This window comes from Marinifilum sp. D714, assembly GCF_030851345.1.
GTDB lineage: Bacteria > Bacteroidota > Bacteroidia > Bacteroidales > Marinifilaceae > Marinifilum.
On sequence record NZ_JALPNU010000008.1, the window covers coordinates 1 to 21002 of the forward strand.

Annotated in this window: 16 protein-coding genes; 10 read left to right on the top strand and 6 right to left on the bottom strand. The window is 35.5% G+C overall.

What is annotated here, in order from left to right:
* Positions 1–151 precede the first annotated feature (151 nt).
* The 10 genes from M0051_RS09580 (at position 152) to M0051_RS09625 (ending at position 9659) form a co-directional block, all read left to right on the top strand.
* On the top strand, positions 152–610 hold the full coding sequence (locus M0051_RS09580; RefSeq protein ID WP_306741312.1) for a PPC domain-containing DNA-binding protein: 459 nt from the start codon (positions 152–154) through the stop codon (positions 608–610).
* Between the two features lie 222 nt (positions 611–832).
* The gene (locus M0051_RS09585) at positions 833–1531 is read left to right on the top strand and encodes a DNA-binding domain-containing protein (RefSeq protein ID WP_306741313.1); all 699 of its coding nucleotides are present in this window, start codon (positions 833–835) and stop codon (positions 1529–1531) included.
* A 296-nt stretch (positions 1532–1827) separates the two neighbouring features.
* The gene (locus tag M0051_RS09590; protein WP_306741314.1) at positions 1828–2388 is read left to right on the top strand and encodes a hypothetical protein; all 561 of its coding nucleotides are present in this window, start codon (positions 1828–1830) and stop codon (positions 2386–2388) included.
* Between the two features lie 126 nt (positions 2389–2514).
* Positions 2515–3147, top strand: a complete 633-nt coding sequence (locus tag M0051_RS09595) for a hypothetical protein (protein ID WP_306741315.1) — start codon at positions 2515–2517, stop codon at positions 3145–3147.
* A 132-nt stretch (positions 3148–3279) separates the two neighbouring features.
* Positions 3280–3906 (top strand): energy transducer TonB, encoded by a 627-nt coding sequence (locus M0051_RS09600; RefSeq protein ID WP_306741316.1) that lies wholly within the window; start codon positions 3280–3282, stop codon positions 3904–3906.
* 42 nt (positions 3907–3948) lie between these two features.
* Positions 3949–4581 (top strand): hypothetical protein, encoded by a 633-nt coding sequence (locus M0051_RS09605; RefSeq protein WP_306741317.1) that lies wholly within the window; start codon positions 3949–3951, stop codon positions 4579–4581.
* A gap of 317 nt (positions 4582–4898) precedes the next feature.
* Positions 4899–7277, top strand: coding sequence for a DUF2339 domain-containing protein (locus M0051_RS09610; RefSeq protein WP_306741318.1), 2379 nt, complete (start codon positions 4899–4901; stop codon positions 7275–7277).
* The gene (locus tag M0051_RS09615; RefSeq protein WP_306741319.1) at positions 7261–8496 is read left to right on the top strand and encodes a DUF3999 family protein; all 1236 of its coding nucleotides are present in this window, start codon (positions 7261–7263) and stop codon (positions 8494–8496) included. The genes M0051_RS09610 and M0051_RS09615 overlap by 17 nt, the downstream gene beginning before the upstream one ends.
* 35 nt (positions 8497–8531) lie before the next feature.
* Positions 8532–9071 carry a GNAT family N-acetyltransferase gene (locus tag M0051_RS09620; protein ID WP_306741320.1) on the top strand — a complete coding sequence of 180 codons (540 nt, stop codon included), beginning with the start codon at positions 8532–8534 and terminating at the stop codon, positions 9069–9071.
* Positions 9072–9281: 210 nt separating this feature from the next.
* Positions 9282–9659 (top strand): DUF2200 domain-containing protein, encoded by a 378-nt coding sequence (locus M0051_RS09625; RefSeq protein WP_306741321.1) that lies wholly within the window; start codon positions 9282–9284, stop codon positions 9657–9659.
* A 198-nt stretch (positions 9660–9857) separates the two neighbouring features.
* On the opposite strand, the gene M0051_RS09630 is transcribed toward M0051_RS09625, so the two are convergent.
* The 6 genes from M0051_RS09630 to M0051_RS09655 form a co-directional block, all read right to left on the bottom strand.
* Positions 9858–12203, bottom strand: a complete 2346-nt coding sequence (locus M0051_RS09630) for a TonB-dependent receptor (protein WP_306741322.1) — start codon at positions 12201–12203, stop codon at positions 9858–9860.
* Between the two features lie 164 nt (positions 12204–12367).
* On the bottom strand, positions 12368–13207 hold the full coding sequence (locus M0051_RS09635; RefSeq protein WP_306741323.1) for a hypothetical protein: 840 nt from the start codon (positions 13205–13207) through the stop codon (positions 12368–12370).
* A gap of 37 nt (positions 13208–13244) precedes the next feature.
* Positions 13245–15404 carry a S46 family peptidase gene (locus tag M0051_RS09640; RefSeq protein WP_306741324.1) on the bottom strand — a complete coding sequence of 720 codons (2160 nt, stop codon included), beginning with the start codon at positions 15402–15404 and terminating at the stop codon, positions 13245–13247.
* A 94-nt stretch (positions 15405–15498) separates the two neighbouring features.
* Positions 15499–17850 carry a zinc-dependent metalloprotease gene (locus tag M0051_RS09645; RefSeq protein ID WP_306741325.1) on the bottom strand — a complete coding sequence of 784 codons (2352 nt, stop codon included), beginning with the start codon at positions 17848–17850 and terminating at the stop codon, positions 15499–15501.
* A 90-nt stretch (positions 17851–17940) separates the two neighbouring features.
* Entirely contained in the window at positions 17941–19479 is a 1539-nt protein-coding gene (locus M0051_RS09650) for a hypothetical protein (protein ID WP_306741326.1), read from the bottom strand.
* A gap of 85 nt (positions 19480–19564) precedes the next feature.
* Positions 19565–20995, bottom strand: coding sequence for a RagB/SusD family nutrient uptake outer membrane protein (locus M0051_RS09655; RefSeq protein ID WP_306741327.1), 1431 nt, complete (start codon positions 20993–20995; stop codon positions 19565–19567).
* Positions 20996–21002: the final 7 nt, after the last annotated feature.

Below are 21002 nucleotides of genomic sequence, written 5' to 3' on the forward strand. Positions count from 1 at the left end.
TTTTAGAGGTGTGAGGGAAATTGAGTTTTTCCTATTCAGACTTTCTAAAATTTATGCTTGAAACATACACTCCCCTCAAGTTTTCATCTTGATCCCATAGCTATGGAATTTGGAATTCCTTCTGTATCCTTAACTTTCAAACCAATTAAACATGTTTAAATTATACAGCTCCCTTATTCTTGTAGCTTTTATTGCTTTGTTTTCCTGTCAGCCAAATCGTGTAGAAAGCTACGCAATGCGACTAAAGCCAGGAATGGATTTAAAGCAGGAAATGGCACAATTTGTAAAGAAAAGAGAATTGCAATCCGCATCAATCTCTACCTGTGTAGGTAGTTTAAGAGAGCTAAAAATTCGTCCTGCCAACCAAAAAGAGCTTTTGCATTTGAAAGGACATTTCGAAATTGTATCGCTAAGCGGAACTTTTGCCGACAAAGGCGAGCACATTCACATTTCGGTATCCGATAGCACTGGCTACACCATTGGCGGACATTTGGTGGATGGAAACCTGATTTACACCACTGCTGAAATTGTATTTTTAAACAACACCAACATCGAGTTTACCCGCGAAATAGATCCTGAAACCACCTACTACGAACTAAAGGTGAACTAAAAGAGAATTGGCACAATGCACCTATAAACTTCCAGCTTAAGAAATCGTCATCCTTCATCTGGTGGCGATTTTTTTATACAAGCATGCTTTTAATCCTTTATCGCCAGGCTAATGGTATTTTGAAATATATCGAATACTGAAACTTAATTTTTCACCAGGTAGCAGATCATAATAGAATTATTCTTAAATTCAAAATGGATAAAATCATTAACACTTTTGGCAATGACACTACGATTTGGATTGAGACCATTCCTTTTAAACAATAGCAAAAACAAATACACAGCTGTAATTACTGATAACGAAACTGTATCCGAAAAGGAAATTATTGAAGCAATGATTGCCAAAGGATCAACAGTTAGCAGAGCCGAGGCATTGGCTGTTATAGAAGAGTACGAAGCCGCTGTTTGTAAGGCAGTAGAGGAAGGCAAGAATGTAAACACTCGGATGTATAAAATTCATGCTGCCATTAAAGGAGTATTCGAAAGTGAAAAAGAGATTTTTGATCCCAAACAACATTCCATTCAAATTAATATTAAGGCTGGCAATAGGCTAAAACAATGCGTGGAAAATATCAAACTTGAAAAAATAAGTTTAAATGATAATGTCCCCCTACTCCTCACCATTCAAAATTTACACACCAAGGAATCAGAGCAGCGATTCTCAGCCAATCATGTTATTTCGATTCGTGGCAAAAGACTAAAATTTGATCAGCAAGACCCAAATCAAGGTATTTTCTTTGTTAATGAAGATGGTTCGGAATTTAGAATGGATAACCTGATTAAAAACAAACCATCGGAACTTATATTTATTGTGCCCGAAAAGATTAATGGCAACCAATTTATTCTTGAAGTTAGATGTATGTTTCCCAATGCCAGTCAACTTAGAATTGGTAGGCATCCCGATCGCTTCACCCTCTATTGATACCTATAACTTTTTCGTCGAGAACTTTAACTTTCTTCGTCGAGGTTTACAATATTTTTCGACGAGAAACTTTCTATACTTCGACAAGAATGATTACTATACCCTAAGCCATAAAACAAAAGTTACGTGAGGATCTGTTCCGTATTGGAGATACTCTCTCATTCTTCCTTAAATAATAATATGATACTTTTGTAATGGAATTATTGTTTTGTACATTCACAGGCAGAAACATAATAAGTGTACCATACTTCCTAATTCAGGTAGGTAAATACACTTCTACGTTAACTGCAATTAGAATGAAACAATACGACAATGCAATACTCGAGTACGAACTTGAGGATGATGAAGGTAAACAAAAATTAGTACTTGCTCATTTCGGTAACGCAGTTTATTCAAGCCAGTGTCTAGAAGAAACCTTCTCTATAATGTTATGGACTGATCGGATTTTCAAGAAGAAAATAAAAACAAAAAAAGAGGTCAATACAATAATTGAAAGTGTTGAGAATTCGAAAAAGACAATGGGAAATTTCATCAATGAAATCAAACAAAGCTACAATCTCCCTGAACCTCTTGAAAAAGAATTAGAAATAATATTAGAGAGACGAAATTATCTGGTACATAAATTCTTTAAATTAGAGATTGATAAAATGTACTCAGACTATGGTAGAAAAGAAATCATCAAATATTTCTGTAATTTTATTGATGATTCAAAAGACATCGATAAGAGACTATACGGTTATTACAAAAATTATCTAGACAGGCTTGGCGTGACTGAAGAACGTATCGAAGAATTAATGATTGAACTAGAAAAGCAAGAACTGGAAAGAGAAAAAACTGCAGTTAACAGCAAGTCATAATGCATGCCGAAATTTACCAAGATAAATACATAATTGAGATTTTAACGAGAGTAAATTAAACAACAAACCTGCTTAATCGGTAGCATCACGCCATATCCACGAAATGTTGCCACCCATAAAAGAAAAATGAGTCAGTTAATAAATGAAATAAAATCAAGAGGGGAAAATTGTCTGGAAGCGGAAGTATTTGAAGATAAAATACAATTTAAAAATACTAACATTTCTTTTCCCTTAACAGAAGAATGGGAAGTGTTACATGACAACGAAGTAATTAGCAATCTTAACAACTACATATTTCCATCTGACTTTTCCAAAGAGTCCAATACAACTCCAGAGAAACTAATTTCAACTATTCCTAAACCTATAATAACGATTAGGGATACTTCTTATGATTTTCCAATGAGTATCAGCTTTTGTGCTTTTCAAGGACAAAGTTTGAAAAATGGCCACAACTTGAAACCAAGAAGCATTGTCAAATACGAAATAATGTGGAGTAGTTGGATTTTCGAAAAAATAAACAAAAACGGTTTTGGCAGAAACACAGTGAAACAATTTAAGATTAACGAATATTTTGCGGCCTGTGGAGGAACTGTAATTAACTTTAATAATTCGAAATTTAAAAATATAGAACTAGCACTATCAATTTTAGCTGTAGAAATTGATGATTTAGTTATTATTCTTTATGGCCTTTCTTATTTTACAGATTATGAAAAAATGATAGGAAGTATGAAAAAGATCAAAATGGTAAGGCCTAATTAATAATGTAACAAAAAAAATAAACACAAGTGGTATTTGATAAGGCTGTAGTTATATAATGCCCCAAAAATTAAGCAGGACCGTTAGCGTTCATTATAAAACCCAAATCAATAAATCTCTTTTCATATATAACAGATGAAGACGGTAATATTAATAATATTGGCTTTGCTTATAAGCTTTTCCTCTTCTTTTTCACAAACATTAAGAGAAAAAGCAATAAGAAAAGCGAAAAATGCTTTTGCCAAATCTGAATATTCTTTTCATTCTTTAGAATTCTTACCTGTAGAAAATACTTATACCTATGTTCTTGATAAATATTATAATATAAAATGGTATTTCACAGATTCTTTGGATTACTACAATTGTTATGATTCTGTAATGATAAAACTACTAAAGAATAAATATGGATTAGACTTCCTTAATAAAGCAAGAGTAATTGCAGATAGTTTAGATCAGACCAAAAACTGGAAAAGAGATGCGAGCTACCCTGGTGGCCAAAAAGAACTTTTCAAGTTTATTTATTCAAACCTAAGCATAGATTCAATCAATCTTGAAGCAATAAAAACTAGAGTAATTCTTCAAATTGAGATCGATTCAACAGGAAAAGTTATAAATCCAAAAATAATGAGAGGGATTAATAAGCAGATTGATAATAGAGTTATTGAACTTGCTGAAAAAATGCCCAATTGGAAGCCAGCTTACTTATATGGAAAGAGGATTAGGCAACTCTTTACAATTCCAATACATTTAGAAATAGAATAATATTGCACCTACTGCTGTGGTATTTGTGAAAAACTCAAAAAAATGAAACTGAAACAATTGACATTCATTTTATTTCTATCATTAACATTTTCTTGTGGAGATAAAGAATCTCAACGAGAGAAGACCATTTATGAAAAGGAAGAAATTAAAGCTTTAAATGACGTTTTTGTCCATTTATTTGGAGAATTTTTAAGAGACGGATACAGTCCCGGCCCTCCTCCTGCTCCACTACCAAAAAATGCCACTAAAAATGATTCTATTCGCTTTGAAAATGAGTTAAAGTTCCATAAGCAGAAATTAGAGGAAAAGAAAAGAGGTATCATTGATACTTCATATTATAAGCCAATAAAACTATACGTGCATGACACTTTAATAAAATTCAATAGAGATATTAATTTTTCAAAATCTGAATTATTGAAGCATGTACTTGGTACTCCTCGCAAATTTGATCTTTACCAAATTAAAAATGTAAATGCTTTTAAGTTGAAAAAACTTTCTAGTTATAAAGGAAACAGAATCGGCATACATTTTATTTTTTCAAGAATTATATTTAACAAAGAATATAATTTGGGATATTTTACTTACGATTCATATCAGCATGGAGATTTAGTGACAATACAAAAAGTAAATAGCAAATGGATAATAAAAAATAGTGAATCGATCTGGGTTGAATAGTTAATTAATCCCAAAGCTACCCCCACGCTGCCGCACGAATCCTTCCTAGATTCCGCAGGTCTCCTGTCAATGGCAGTTTTCTAGTTGTTTATTGAAAAATTTAACCATACAAGAGGAATCGTGCGAAAGTGACTCCCTCCCATCTCCCAAGTTTAAATAATAATATGATACTTTTGTAATGGGATTATTGTTTTGTACATTCACAAACTATAATTGCACAATACATCCCCATATGGTATGTATTGTGCAATAAGCGATAGAAGAGAAATATATGCTACATTGCGTTTATACATACGTTTCCACATTGAAAAAACAATATGACTGACAATCAAGACAAAATAAATCAGCTCCTTGACAAGCTGGACTCTCTTTTGAAAAGACAAGATGACTTTTCCAGAGAAATCAATCATCTGAGAACTGAGATAGATAAACTGAAAACCACCGAGACTGAGCAGACCGTTGAAAAAGAAGAAACGGAGCTGGACTTACCTGTAACCGACACAAACTTTGAATTGAAAAAGGAAAAGGTAACGCCTAAGTATGATTATCGTCAACAGGAACAGCAAAAGCAAAAACCTCCAAAACAGACTGCTCCACCTGTTATCAAAACACCGAAAGTGAAGTCCGACCTTGAAAAATTCATTGGTGAAAATTTAATCAACAAAATCGGAATTGCGATTACCGTTATTGGCGTTGCAATCGGTGCAAAATATTCTATCGAACACGATTTAATCAGTCCGCTAACAAGAATAATCTTAGGCTATTTGTCAGGACTAGGGCTTTTAGGATTCGGAATAAAATTGAAGAAAAAATATGAGAATTATAGTGCTGTTCTTGTCAGTGGAGCAATGGCTATATTGTATTTCATCACCTATTCCGCCTACAGTTTTTATGACTTGATTCCGCAAGGCATTGCTTTTGCAATGATGGTTGTTTTTACGGCTTTCACAGTAATAGCAGCCATAAATTACAACAGACAGGTAATTGCTCATATTGGATTGGTAGGTGCTTATGCGGTTCCGTTCTTGCTGAGTGAAGGTTCAGGGAAGGTAGCTATCTTGTTTGCCTACATGGCAATTATTAATATAGGGATTCTTGTCATTGCCTTCAAAAAGTACTGGAAACCACTCTACTATTCTTCATTCGGGCTAACATGGTTGATGTATTTAATATGGTATGTATCTAAATATCGAATCGATGAATACTTTGGTTTGGCCCTGGCATTCCTTTCCCTATTTTTTGTCATCTTTTACCTGATGTTTCTTGCCTACAAGTTGCTCCAAAAGGAACAGTTTAAAATTGACGATATTATCTTGCTGCTTACCAACTCATTTATCTTTTATGGAATTGGCTATGTAATTCTTAACAAGCACAATACCGGTGAGCAATTATTAGGTGTATTTACACTTTGTAATGCCATTGTGCACTTTATTGTAAGCGCAATAATTTATCGTCAAAAACTTGCTGATCGAAACCTATTCTACCTGGTTTCAGGCCTGGTGTTGGTTTTTATCACCATTGCCATCCCTGTTCAACTAGACGGAAACTGGGTTACATTGTTGTGGGCAGGCGAAGCTGCTTTCTTGTTTTGGATTGGCAGGACGAAAAATATTCCGGTCTACGAAAAGTTGTCGTATCCGCTTATGTTTTTGGCATTTTTCAGCATTGTCCACGACTGGATGATAGTATATAATAGCTATTATCCTGAAATGGCTGAAACAAGAATAACTCCTTTGATCAATATCAATTTCTTAAGCTCAATATTGTTTATTACAGCTTTCGGTTTCATCAACATACTGAATCGAAACAAGAACCATGCTTCTGCATTGATATCGCATAAAAGACTTTCAAAAATCATTTCCTTTTCAATACCGACAATACTGCTTTTCACCATTTACTATGCTTTCCGCATAGAAATTGCAAATTACTGGCATCAGCTTTATAAAGACTCCGCATTAACCATTAATGCTGACGGTGAGCAGTACGCAAATTACTATTGGAATTACGATTTGATCAAGTTCAAAACAATCTGGATAATCAATTACTCCCTTCTGTTCGTTTCATTGCTTGCTTTCGTGAATTTCAGGAAACTAAAAAATCAAAAATTGGGACTCATTAATCTCGGCTTGATTACTTTAACGCTAGTCGTATTCTTAATTCAGGGGCTATATGTCTTAAGCGAATTACGGGAAAGCTATTTGGAACAGGCTTTATCGCAATATTATCAAAGGGGCATTTTCAATATAGGAATAAGATACGTTTCATTCGCATTTGTATCTATGGCACTGTTTGCCTGCTATAAATATCTTCGACAAGAGTTTATGCAAAGAGATCTTAGGATGGCCTTTGATTTCTTGCTGCACACAGCTATTTTGTGGATTGCCAGCAGCGAGTTAATCAATTGGATGGACATAGCCGAATCATCACAATCGTACAAACTTGGATTGAGCATTCTTTGGGGAGTTTACTCACTATTCCTAATTGTATTGGGAATCTGGAAAAAGAAAAAGCATTTGAGAATCGGAGCCATTGCACTGTTCGGTGTAACCCTTGTCAAGCTATTTTTCTATGATATTTCACATCTCGACACTATCGCAAAAACCGTTGTATTCGTGTCTTTAGGTGTTCTGCTACTGATAATTTCATTTTTATACAACAAATACAAACACATTATTTCGGATGAAGTACCCAATTAGAATATCATGTTTTTTGTTCCTCATTGTGGCATGTTCATTTTCTTATGGGCAGATGGCTGAGTACAATTACAAGCAAGAATTAAACGCAGTTTCAGAGCAATGGAGTAAGATAATTCTACCAAATGAAATTTTCGAAAAAACTTCGCAAGACCTCTCAGACATAAGGATTTTTGGATTAACAGCAAGTAATGATACTATTGAAGCTCCTTTTCTCTTGCGAGAAATCACCGAAAAAATATCACGTAAAGAGGTAGCATTTAAAACACTCAATGCTTCTCATAACAAAAAGGGCTATTATTTCACTTTTGAAATTCCCAGCATAGAATCCATCAATCAGATGAAGCTGAACTTTGCGCAAGAAAACTTTGACTGGCGAATTAGCTTGGAAGGGAGTCAAGACCAACAGAAATGGTTCAAACTGGTTGAAAATTACAGAATTTTATCCATCAAAAATGACCATACTGATTTTCAATTCACGAATGTAACCTTCCCGAGTTCAAAGTATCGTTTTTTCCGACTGCTCATTCACAGTAAAGAGAAACCTGAACTGAGTGCTGCGAGTATTGAACAACACGAAATTACGGATGGCAAATTCAGAAAATACAATATCAAGAAAATCAATACTCAAGAAAACAAACAAAGCAAACAGACTGAAATTGATATTGAGCTGCAATTGCCTGTTCGTGTAAGCCAAATCAACATAGGCGTTTCAGATGCTTATGACTATTACAGACCTGTGACAATAAAATGTTTGACAGACAGTTTTAGGACAGAGCAAGGATGGAAATACAATTACAGCACATTGACCTCTGGAATATTAAATTCCTTAGAGAAAAACGAGTTTAACTTCAACAGCAAAACGGTTCAAAAACTAAAAATTTTTATTGACAATCGCGACAATCAAGCTTTAACGATTGATACAATCGAAGTGAAAGGATACATTCATGAATTGGTTGCTCGTTTCACAATCCCTGCGACCTATTTCCTGACCTACGGAAATAAAAGTGCGGCAAGTCCCAATTATGACATTAAGCGATTTACCAACAATATTCCTGAGACATTAATGACATTAGAATTGGGTGAGGAAATGACAATAGCAAAAAAGGAAATTCAAGTGGCAGAGCCTCTTTTCAAAAATAAGATATGGCTGTGGGTGATCATGATCGTAATAATAACATTACTCGGATGGTTTTCAGTAAATATGATCAAAAAAAATTAACAAGCTGCGGCAACACCATGCAAAAATGATACAAGATGATAATAATAAAAGTTGATACGGAAATTGAACTAAAACAATTAGAACAATCGGATTCGAAAGCTATTTTTGAAATGATTGACAGCCAAAGGGAATACCTAGGAAAATGGCTTCCTTTTGTAGAGTTTACCAAAGAGGTATCAGATACCGACAAATTTGTATCTTCTGCTGTCAACGCACCGGAAGAGAGGTTTGAATATGTATTCGTAATTCGGATACAGAACGAATTCATTGGTCTTATTGGATTTAAAGACACTGATAAACTAAATCAAAAGACAGAAATTGGTTATTGGCTTTCCGAAAAACATCAAAAACAAGGAATTATAACAAAATCAGTAGAAAAACTGTGCGATTTTGCTTTCAACCAACAAGGGATCAATAGAATCCAAATAAAATGTGCTGTTGGTAATAAACCAAGTACAAAAATTCCTCAAAGGTTAGGATTCAAATTTGAAGGAGTAGAAAGAGATGGAGAACTGCTAACAGGAAATGTATTTACCGATTTAGAAATCTACAGCAAATTAAAATCTGACAAATAATAAAGGAGATTAAAGCTTAGTTAGAATTGCTAATCCAACTCACTATCGGTGAGCGATTCATTTGCACTTCATTGGTAAATTGTAAGCACAAGAAGAGTCTCGTGTGGTAGCGTGTCTCTCCCCTCACCCAGCTTAAATAAATAGGATGCCTTTGTAATGGTTTGATTGTTTTGTACATTCACAGACAGCTATTGATACAAATCCTAGAACATGAAAGTCACCGCGAAAAAGAATGAACAAGTTGCCAAAATGATCTTTGCAAGCATTTATCCACTTTACCTGGATAGGTTGGTAAAGAATGGCAGAACCAAAGAAGAACTCAACCAGGTAATAGAATGGTTTACCGGTTTTGATGAACAGAAATTGCAAGAGCTTATTGATGAGAAGGTAACATTTGAAAGTTTTTTTCAAAGAGCTAAAATACATCCCAACGCACACTTGATTAAAGGAGTTGTTTGTGGCTATCGAATTGAAGAAATCGAGGATGAATTTGAACTGTACAGACAATGTAGACAAATGGAAAAGCTGATTGATGAATTGGCCAAAGGTCGTAAAATGGAGAAAATTTTACGAGAAGAGAAGAAATAATAAGCAAAGAGGCTGTCCAAAAAGTAAGTTCAATCGAACATAATGTCATGTTGAATGAAGTGAAACATCTGCTTATCGAAGGGACAGATTCTTCTCCCGAGCCTTCGGGATCAGAATGACAATAATATTGAACTTTTTGGACATCCTCTTTTTGTATTATCCTCAAAATAAGAAAAGAATTAGGAAGCTCTTCCCAAATTAAAAATCAATCACAATACCAATGGTAGGAATTGGTGATCCTTCCTCTTCCACTACCTGCTCCAAGCTTCGAGGTTCGGTGATCATTCCATTCTCATCTCTTGCCAGAATGTACTCGGGCGCTTCGGGGGTTTTATGCATGAGTAGATTTTGAATCTCCAGGAAAAACTCCAGAGATAACTTCTTGAAATTGTACTTTTTATCAATTCGCACATCCAGTTCGCTGAAAACACCCAGTTTATCCTCTCCCATTCTGCTGTAATCCAAAACAATTTCGGGATAGCGATTCAAAGTTTCGTCCAGATTGGTTGGCACAATTGGTGTTTCACCTGCAAAACGGTAGCGTGCACTAACCTCCCAGTTTTTCTTGAGTTTGTATCCTCCGGTGAATGACAAAAGGTGACGACTGTCCCATACCGATGGCAAATATTTGCTGCGATCGAATCCCGTAAACTCACTATAGAAAAAGGTATAGGCAAACAAACCGTAGAATCGCTTGCTTAGCTTTTGCTGAAACTGCAATTCCAGTCCATAACTTCTTCCCTTTCCAAGGGTCTCAACCGCTTCGTTACCCAGTACCTCGAAATCGGCACCTTTATTGGCCAGGGATACCTGATCTGCTATGGATACCGGATAATCGCTATACCTCTTGTAAAATGCCTCTAAACTGATGCTGGCTGCTGGTCCTAGTATTCTTTCCAGTCCAAGAACAAAATGATCACTTCTGGTGTAATCCGCATCCTGATTCACAAAGCTTCCATTTTCCTGGTATCCCAAAATGGTATAGGGTGCTATTTTGTAATATCTTCCTACTGATGCTTTCAGTTTCCAATCATCCACAAACTCGTAAGATAAAGCCATACGAGGCGATAAAGTCGAAAGCAAAGAATTTCCTTTGGTAAAACTGTCTCCATCCACTCGCAGGCCAAAAGAAAGATCCATTCGCTCATCCAGAAAGCTTCGCGTGATATTGGCAAATCCACCATACTTCATGAAATCAATTTCGGTTTTGTAGGCATAATTGTCGTTCAAATCAAGGGTTTTGTTTTCATAATCGCTGTACTGCATATTTAAACCAGTTTGAATCTTCCAATCATTTTTAAAGGTTGTTACTGCCCAACGAAGTTTGGTTTCTTTTTCGCGCGAATCATTTCTAAAGTAAAGCCCCGTTTGGTTTCGATTGTCTTCATAACGAGAAAAATCATTCTTTAACGAGTTGTTGCTAAGACTTGTCTGCATAAATCCCTTTCCCGTTTTAAATCGGTGTTTCCAACTTAGGCCTATGGTATTACTCTGCTGCTCGATAAAAGGAGCTTGCTCCAGTATGGATAGTTCATCTCCTTCAATATCTCCACTGTCATCTACAGCAAAATCGTCAATCGATCCCAATCCAATTAAGTTTAAGGTATTGTATTTGTCGATTCTATGTGTGACTTTGTATTGATAATCCCAATAGTCGGGACGTATTGGCAATCCTATCAGTTCGAATAAAAACTGAAGATAAGAACGTCGTACAGAAACCATATAACTGGTTTTGCTCTGCTCTTTTCCCTTTTTAAACAGGGGACCTTCATGAGTTAAGGCAGCCTCGCTGGCACTCAATCTAAAATTGGTGTGATAGGAAGAGCGGCTTCCTTCTCGCTGGCTGAATTGTAAAACTCCCGATAGCGCATTATCATACTGACTGCCAAATGCCGAGGTCGAAAGCATTACATCATCAATAAAGGATACGTTCAACATCCCAACCGGACCACCCGAGCTCCCCTGCGTACTAAAGTGATTGATATTGGGAATCTCTATTCCATCCAAATAATAAACCGATTCGTTGGGTGCTCCACCACGAATGATCAAATCATTTCGAAAACCTCCCGGCGATGGCGAAATGCCTGGAAATGTTTGTGCCACACGTACCACATCATTATTTCCACCAGGATAGGTGGCAATCTCAACTGCTGATAAGGATTGTGTTGAAAGCGGTGTTTCTCTTGGGCGTGTAATCTTATTCTGATTGGAAACAATTACTTCAGACAAGTTGGTTGGGGCTTCTTCCAAAACAAAATTGTATTCTTGATTTCCTACCGATTTAACATCGATATTGTAACGCGTTTGACTTTTGTATCCCAAATAGCTTGCTACCAAATTATAGGATCCGGGCTTTACCTTTTCAATCTGGTAATAACCATTTTCGTTGGTAATGGCACCTTGCGTTGTGTTTTCAAGATAAACTGATGCACCAATTAAGGCCATTCCTGTCTCATCTGTTACATATCCTGATATGGAAGTACTAATTTGCGAATAGCAATTAATAGCAAGGAGTATAAAAAGGATGGATAGTAGTTTTCTCATTTTGTTGTATCATTCTTATTTGTCTATACAAACAATCAAGATATAAATATGTTTCCTCTTATTTATCATTTAAACAAAAAAAAGAGCCCCGGTAAGGGCTCTCTTCAATAACACTAACTAAATCAGATGTTCTAATTACCAACAATTAGAATACCTAATGCTTTTTATTTGTCAATATAATATTCATACATTTTTAAAGCATCTTCCCATTTGTTGATTCGAAACTTTGCATTTTGTGTTCCTAAGTCAACTTTCTCCACAAATTCAGGATTTGTTTCTTCCAATGAATCCAGATGCTCATTCATTTTAATGTAAATATTTTTACCAACTGTAAATAGATTTTCAGAGATACCTATTTCCTCACCTTTTGAAATAGTCAAATAATACCTGTTATCTTTAACCTCTAATTTTTCTGTTAATCTGTTTAATGCACCACCCATCATTTGTGCAGCTACTTTCTTCTGTTTGTCACTGGCATTTTTCACCTTTTCAAAATCAACCTTCAAGAAAAAGAAGTATTCGTATTTCTCATGTCTTTTCACAGCTCGAAACAAATCAGAAGCATCACATCCAAAAATTTGAACGGAATCTTTACCATGCTTATTATACAAGCGATTGCGCACATCATTCATTGCCTGCCTTTTAACTGGACCTTTGGTGTCTTTGCTCTTTAAAAATTCCAGAAAGTAATAGGGACGATTAAAACCATATTTATTGGCTTCTACTTGCGCTTCCTTTGGTGATAACATCAGGTTTTTACCCAACTGATACCAGGAGTAATTATCAATATAGAAACGGTCGTTGGCAATCTTTTCCGTTCTAAATTCCTGAATACTTTGCCCATTTGTTTTAAGAAGACGAGCAGAATCCTGTGCACTCACCTGATAATTGTTAATTTCATTATCAAAATCAGCTTTAAATTGAGCTATATAGGACTCATGATCGTAAGAATTACAAGCTGATAACAGCAGTACAATCAAGATTAGATAATGTGAATGTTTCATAAGTAAATGTTTTTATTTCTTAAGTTTCGTCAAAGTATTACTTCCACTCCTCCAACAAAGCTTTTGCTTTTAATTGATGTTCCAATACAAATCGCACATAGCGAATGTCAACGGAGATCTGACGGGTAAGTTCAGGCATAAACTTGTAATCGCCTACTAATCCGTTACCTGCACTATCGAAGTTCAAACCAATCAATCTCCCTTTGGCATCTAAAACAGGACTACCTGAATTTCCTCCCGTGGTGTGGCAGTTGCTGATAAAACAAGTGGGAATTGTTTTCTTCGATTCCTGAATTGCCTTTTCGCAAGACTCAAGATATCCATTTGGCACTTCATAAGTTTTAGCGTCTTTCTTACTTTTCTCAACCAAATCATTTAAGTCAGACATATATGAGTATTCAATTCCTTCATCATTAATCCCAACAATATTTCCATATGATACTCTAAGACTTCTGTTTGCATCAGCGATGATTTTTTCGTCACCTTTCATTGCTTTTACTGCTTGTAAATATCTTTTATGATATTTGCCGTACTCTTTTCTGATGGTAGCCCGTTGCATGTATACCATGTCTTTGTTGATTAGGAAGTAGCTCAAGCATAAGTCGAATACTGGGTCGTTCGCTAATTTTTCTCGGTCCTCTTTTGTGAAATATTTTAGAAACTCAATTAAGCTTTCCTTGGATGCAAACAATGATTGACTAAAAATATCATCAATATACTTGTTGAAATCACCATTGTATTTGGTTCTTGCATTTACAATAGCAGCTGGCTTGTACTGATCACCAACATTTTTATCGTATAAGGCTACAAGTGTTTTTAAGAAGGTCTTCTCTGTTTCAACATCATAAGCATTGTAGAAGTTTGAGGCTTCAACTCTCAGCTTTCTCAACTCTTTGTTCAGGCGTTTTTCGTTCACATTTTTACGAGAACTTATGGCATTCAGCATATCAAACTTACCTGCAAAAGCAACAAAATTTCCACCTCTAATACCGCCCTCGAACACATACATATTCAATTTTTCAATAGTATCTAAACGTGCAACACACGATTCAATGCCAGGAATGATATCTGCATATTTTTCTCTACGATCTTCTGATGAATTAAGCCAAGCTGTAAATTCTTCTTCTTCCTTCTTTTTCAGTTTGATCAAATCTAATTTTTCAATTCCGCGAAGTTCTGCTTTCCAGCGTAACAAACGGTTAGATGTTTTCGCCATGAAATCGGAATATTTCAACCATAAATCTTCATTTTTATTCATGGCTTCTTTAATAATCTCCATTTTGGCATCTCTGATCTTGATTCCATGGTAATTTGTAACATCAACAACCTGTTCAATTGCTCTGGCCGTTACATATTGCTTTGTACTACCCGGAAAACCATATACCATTGCAAAATCACCATCTTTGTATCCTTTTAATGATAATTCCAAGTGATTTACCGGTTTGATCGGCTCATTTGCAATTGAATATTTTAATGATTCATTGTTAGAATTCGCATAAACGCGAAGTATCGCAAAGTCTGCCGATTGACGAGGCCATTTCCAGTTATCGGTTTCTCCTCCAAACTTTCCCAATGTCAAAGGAGGCATTGCAACAATTCTTACATCGCGATAGATTTCATATACTTCAAGAAAATATTGAGTTCCACCAAAGTAGGATTTTATCTTTGTTTGATAATGGTTTCCTTCCTTAGCCTTAGCAGTAATTTCCTTGGCTCTCTTATTAATTAATCGACTCTTTTCGATGTCCGACAAAGTCTCTGTTCGGTTCAAAAGATCCTCGGTAACATCTTGCAAGCGAACCAATCTCGACAGGGTTAATCCCTTAGCTGGCAACTCATCTTGTTGGTTTTGAGCATAAAAACCATTTCTCAAATAGTTATGCTCTTCGCTACTATGCTTATGTAAATAAGATACCACAGTATGATGATTGGTTAATACCAATCCTGATTCCGAAATGAAAGATCCGCTTCCTGTGAAAGTTGTAGGATTACTCTTCGATCCTAATCCAACAATAGCATCTTTCAGGCAAATTTTATTGATATCATAAACATCATTAGCAGACAGTTTAAATCCTGCCTTTTTCATGTCCTTGATATTGTATTTTTTTAATAGCGATGGAATCCACATTCCTTCGTCTGCCTTTACTGATGCTACTGACAGCACCAAGCAAATAAACAATAATTTTAGTCTAAGCATTTTAAATTCAGTTGTAGGTCTCCCCATTTGATGAATTTACATTCATCAATTATCTTTTTAATTCAATTTATTCTTTACTCTACTGAACTATGATTTAGTTCAAAATATATTTAAGGAAGGTGAAATGTTTTTTGATGTTTTCATTTCCCTTTTCAGCTCGTTTGATCGAAATGTTCTTAATAGATTCTAATTCTGCTTTAATGTCAGCCATGATTAAATTATTAAACACATGACCACCTTTATCGGCATTATCTTTCAATAATTTTTGCAGACCTTTTACATATTCTACCTGCATATTTCTCATCCAGTCTGTTTGTTGCTTTTTAGCCGATACATTAAATAATCTATCTGTAATGTCTGCTAAATATTCACCCACTGTATATGAGTCTTTTGATTCAGTTGTGCATGTATACATTCTAACCAGAACAGCTCTGTTCAACAGGTCTTCAATCTTTTTGCCTTGCGAATTCATGATTTCGCGATCCAGACTTCCCAGTCTTCTCTCTAAATCTTCACTCTTCATCCAATCAAATTGGGCAAGCAATTCATCCATGATATAGTCCACAGCTTCCTTTTGCTTTTTGCAACTTACTGCCACATATTTTTCGGGATGAGTCTCATTGGTAACATCAAATTCGAAAACACCTCCTAATCTGGCTTCAACATGTTTAAAGTACCTGTTGTACTGTTTGATTACACCATCGTACATCCATCGCAAATGATCATCTCCAAGCTCATCAGCAGCAGACCATTCAATCAGATTCTTCATGATTAGCTTTGCATTTACTGCACCGTAGCGACTTGCTTTCACTACATCATTTCCTAAGGATTCCGTTAAAACAGAAGGATCTAAAGTTCCATCTCCCATACCATTTTTAGCACCAAACAAATACATATCATCTTTGCTACGCTCTTGGAACCATTTGTTCAATGTTACAATTTCTTCTTCTGTTGTATTTACTTCGTAAATAGGTTGGTATGCCCATTTAATTGCGAAATAATCATACACTCCCAGTAAAGGTGGAGTTAGGCTTACTCCTTTGTCTTTAGCCTGAGTAATGTAATTGTTTCGAGCATAATCCATAATTGAAGCGGCAGTTCCATATTTCTTGGTGAAGCTTGGCGATCGTAATGAGTCTACAGGGAAAGCATAAGATGCTCTATAATTATGCTTCATGCCCAAACAGTGTCCAATTTCATGTGCAGCAGCGTAACGAATTAACTCTCCTAAAATTTCATCTGAAATATCATTCATATTTCCTCTAATGGCAGGATCGTTTGCAGCTGTCTGAGAAAAACGCCACTGGTACAGTTTGCTAATCACATTGTGATAAAAAAGCACATCACCCTGTAAGATTTCTCCGGAACGAGGATCAATCCAATGGTTACCCATAGCATTTGCTTTTTCAGTAGTAATGTATCTAAAGCAATTGTTTGTAAAATCGTTGGCGTGAAAAGAGGTATCGTTTACCGGATAATCCTTAGCAATAATTGCATTCTTGAATCCTATTTTCTCAAATGCCATTTGCCAATCTTCAATACCAGTCTTAATATATGATTTCCATTTTTCAGGAATCGAATTGTCTACGTAAAATACAATTGGTTTCTTAGGTTCAACCAATTTGCCATTCTTATGGTTTTGAATGTCTTCCTTTTTAGGTTCTAGTCTCCATCTTCTAATATATGAGTAGGATTTTACATCCATATATTCAGATGATAATTCTTTTCTTACTTCTTCGTAGTAGTTAATTTGGGCACTTGCTAAACGAGGACGCATAGGTTCTTTGGGAAGTAAAACAATTGAGCGGTGCAATGAACACATAAATTGACTGCGCTTTCCCATAAATCCCATTTGAGTTACAATTTCAACATTGCCATCATATGCTCTTGCGTCAATGGTTTTTGTAGCTTCAGGTATTACTTTTCCCCTGCTACCACCACCAAATGGTGAAATTTGAGGAATTTGATTGTTAAAGAATTTGGTAACATCAATTACCGATGAGCTATTCCTTGCGTTTCGTGCTTCCTTTTTGAAAGCAGTATAAATGGTTTGAATGTTGTTTCGATCGAAAGAAATACTAATAGGATCCTTGGCATCCATTACCTTTTCAGTATCTATTATATGCAGATATACGCTCTTATCATCCTGGCTGAATCTTACCAAGATTGGATTGTGCATCATTTGACCAGCAACTGCATTTTTGGTAGAGCTAATTTCTTCTACCCTGCTACCAATCAACAAATCTCTCCCCATAATGCTATCGGGAATTTCAAACCACAATTTACCGTCATTCATATGAATGCTGATAAACCCGCTATCGCTGATTTCAGCTTTGTTTATCAAAGCTTGATATTTTTTAGCTAATGCTGCATTATTCATTTGTGCACTTGCCGAAAAGCTTAGCGCAAGAATCAATAAGAGAAATGATAATTTAAGTCGAAACATCTGTTTTTATTTAGAATTGTGTGGGTTGTTTCTGTTTTAAAGCGAATAGATAAAAGCGATCGGCTAATGCCGATCACTTTCTTTCGTTAATTATTCTGCGTAGAATGTGTACTGTAACTTTATAGTATAAGTATCCCCATCTTTTGTTGCATATTTTTCATCAACAACTATGTCAGCATCTGCACATGTAAATACAACATCAATATCCACTATTCCTGTTGCTAAATTGTAAGTACCTACAGTCTTCTGAATTTGAACTTCAACTGGAGTTACATTTGAAGACTGAGAAATATCGCCTTGTGTATTTCTTGAATCTTCGTACCAGAAATAATAGCTTTCTGTTCCACCTTCAACATCAACTGTAGTTTTAGCTTTCCAATCTACCCCATCTTTTATCTTGTAAAGGGTAATAGTTTGCTCTGGAACAACAACTGTACCTTCTGATGCTGAAGCATCGGTTGAAACAAATCTTAACCAACCATCCGTCTTTATTTCACTTCTTGAATAAGTAGCTTCATTAGAGAAGAACTTTGTTAAACCAAAAATATCTCCACACTGAACTTCATGTCTTTCTTGTTCTATAATATCAACATTCTTATAGCCTAATTCTTTATTGTAGTGATTGATCACTTCTTTCCATTGGTTACTGTCATCAGCATTGGCAGCAAAGAAATTCAAAGTACTCATTGATGAGTATTTTGCATCAACATTGTTCCAATATAAAGATTTTACCCTATAAACCTCCAAATCAGTTCTGTATGGAGGCATAGTTCCTTCATAAGCTCCACCACCTGCGAAAAAGTAATCGTAAGTATTTAGATCATTAAACCATTTTGTAAAATCAACCTGTGGATCAACAGCATTAATTGCTACAGTATTTTCCGTTGCTTTTACCGCATAGTCAGTTACAGATGGTGTCTCAAAACCGAAAGTTACTGTTTTGTCCATTCCAATATTACCAGTATACTTCATCGTTACAGTAAAATCAGCAGAAACATTACCTGCAGGAATAGTAATTGCATCATTAGTTAAACCAGCAATTTCGTAATCCGTATCAGCAACTAAATCTCCTGTAATTGTCAATGGAATTACCAAATCAGTAGCAAATGTTTTGCTCAAACCAACAGTAATGGTTTTTACCTCCTCCATGTATGGATTGGTAACAATGTTAGAAGTTGCAAACGATACTTCAGGTGCATCCGAAGGAGGATTTGCATTGTCTACAATTATTATGTCTACATTTGCAGGAGTAGACAATTCATAACCTGTACCTGCTTGCAATTCAATATTTACAACTTTACTGTCCTCAATTGCCGAAACATTTATAGGTGTAACAAATATGTTTGCTGAAGTTTGGTTGGCAGGAATGGTTACAGTCTTTGCAATTTCCTGATAGTTCACTCCTTCAACAGCGGTACCCGATATAGCAATGCCCACATTATAAGCTGTTCCAAGTGGAGCATCAGCATTTACTTTTACCACCAGGGCAGAAGTAGCAGTTTCCGAAATTTCAATTGCATCCGCAGTGATTGAAAGTTTAGGGATAATAGGATCATCATCATTACTACAGCTTGCCAAGATTAGTGCGGCTACCATTAGCCACAACATGTTCAAAAAATTTTTCTTCATCTTGTTAATAGATTTTTGGTTATGGTTGGATCTTCCCAAGGGGTATCGGAAAGATCCTTTATTAAAATTAATTATCTCTCAATGTTTAGTATCCTGGATTTTGCTCCATTTGGTCATTGAATTCAATCGCATCCTCAGGAATAGGAAGAACAAACAAATTATTTGGATAGTCAATATTTATATTCTCACGCGCATTACAATCTACGCGGTGCAAATTTCTTCCCATTCTAGCAATATCAAAGAATAGGTGACCTTCGAATGCCAATTCTCTTCTTCTTTCATTAAAAAGCTCTTCATCCAAAGCAAAACCTGATAATTGTAGATTTTCGGCATTTGGGTTAGCACGTTTACGAATCACATCTAAGTCTGCACGTGCTTGAACCTCATCTCTAACTGGTAAATTTAAAGAAGCCTCAGCACGAATTAGGAACATTTCAGCTAAACGAAGAACAGAAATATGATTGTCTTGATCAGCAAACTCTACCCATTTTTTAGTTAACTGAGCTTCCATTTGAACATCAAATAACTCTCCACGAACATCTCCATCATTATATAATTCAATAATATCATTTGTAGGAAGTAAGTATAAAGAAGTTCGAGCTTCAGAGATTCCTATAATATCCGAAAGTGGAGCTCCAATTTTCCTACCACTATTATCAACAATAAAAATATCTTCTCGACTTGGTTCTTGTTTTGAAAATGATTCTACAAACTCTGCTGTAGATAATAGAGATACCTCTCCATCTTCTATAACTTTTGTTGCATATTGTCTTGCTCTCTCCCAATCACCTTTATACAAGTAAACTCTTGCCAATAAAGCTTGTGCAGCAAGCTTTGACATATATGCTTTTGAATAACTTGCTCCTACATTTCCAATTGCAGTACCTAAATTTCCTTCAGCATAAACCAAATCTGCAATAATATTTTCATAATTATCAAATAATAAATCACGAGTCACCAATTCATCATATCGTATATTTCTAAGCATATAAGGAACACCCAGGTGTTGTGCATTTGCAGTATACGAGTATGGCTGAGCATAAAAACGAGTTAAATCAAAATGTGCCAAAGCCCGGATGGCCCTTGCTTCAGCCTCAATTTGTGCCTTTTCTTGCTCAGTTGCATCTGCTACATTTTCAATATTTTCGATTACATTATTCGCATAGCTGATTACTCTGTACAAATGTTTATAGAAATTACTCATGTAATCAGCCTCTCCCTTTACGGTATGTGTAAACTCGAATGATGGGAGATAATTATATGATTTAGCATTTTCGAAAGAAATGTTATTTACCTTAAGGTTTCCTCCCTTAATTTCCGGTGCAATAATCATATCTTTTCCATAATAACTTCCGTTACCTAACTCATAATACGTTCCATTAAGTGCCTCATCTGCTCCATTCAAAGTAGAGAACAACTTATCATTGGAAATTTTGGTTTCATCTTCAATATCCAGAAAATCAGAACAAGAAGCTAAACCCAAAACCAATAGTCCTATGTATGTGATATTTTTCATTTTTGTA

Bases quoted from the DNA above. Each gene is read 5' to 3' on its own strand.
- M0051_RS09580 (WP_306741312.1), top strand. From the start codon at position 152: ATGTTTAAATTATACAGCTCCCTTATTCTTGTAGCTTTTATTGCTTTG.
- M0051_RS09585 (WP_306741313.1), top strand. From the start codon at position 833: ATGACACTACGATTTGGATTGAGACCATTCCTTTTAAACAATAGCAAA.
- M0051_RS09590 (WP_306741314.1), top strand. From the start codon at position 1,828: ATGAAACAATACGACAATGCAATACTCGAGTACGAACTTGAGGATGAT.
- M0051_RS09595 (WP_306741315.1), top strand. From the start codon at position 2,515: ATGAGTCAGTTAATAAATGAAATAAAATCAAGAGGGGAAAATTGTCTG.
- M0051_RS09600 (WP_306741316.1), top strand. From the start codon at position 3,280: ATGAAGACGGTAATATTAATAATATTGGCTTTGCTTATAAGCTTTTCC.
- M0051_RS09605 (WP_306741317.1), top strand. From the start codon at position 3,949: ATGAAACTGAAACAATTGACATTCATTTTATTTCTATCATTAACATTT.
- M0051_RS09610 (WP_306741318.1), top strand. From the start codon at position 4,899: ATGACTGACAATCAAGACAAAATAAATCAGCTCCTTGACAAGCTGGAC.
- M0051_RS09615 (WP_306741319.1), top strand. From the start codon at position 7,261: ATGAAGTACCCAATTAGAATATCATGTTTTTTGTTCCTCATTGTGGCA.
- M0051_RS09620 (WP_306741320.1), top strand. From the start codon at position 8,532: ATGATAATAATAAAAGTTGATACGGAAATTGAACTAAAACAATTAGAA.
- M0051_RS09625 (WP_306741321.1), top strand. From the start codon at position 9,282: ATGAAAGTCACCGCGAAAAAGAATGAACAAGTTGCCAAAATGATCTTT.
- M0051_RS09630 (WP_306741322.1), bottom strand. From the start codon at position 12,203: ATGAGAAAACTACTATCCATCCTTTTTATACTCCTTGCTATTAATTGC.
- M0051_RS09635 (WP_306741323.1), bottom strand. From the start codon at position 13,207: ATGAAACATTCACATTATCTAATCTTGATTGTACTGCTGTTATCAGCT.
- M0051_RS09640 (WP_306741324.1), bottom strand. From the start codon at position 15,404: ATGCTTAGACTAAAATTATTGTTTATTTGCTTGGTGCTGTCAGTAGCA.
- M0051_RS09645 (WP_306741325.1), bottom strand. From the start codon at position 17,850: ATGTTTCGACTTAAATTATCATTTCTCTTATTGATTCTTGCGCTAAGC.
- M0051_RS09650 (WP_306741326.1), bottom strand. From the start codon at position 19,479: ATGAAGAAAAATTTTTTGAACATGTTGTGGCTAATGGTAGCCGCACTA.
- M0051_RS09655 (WP_306741327.1), bottom strand. From the start codon at position 20,995: ATGAAAAATATCACATACATAGGACTATTGGTTTTGGGTTTAGCTTCT.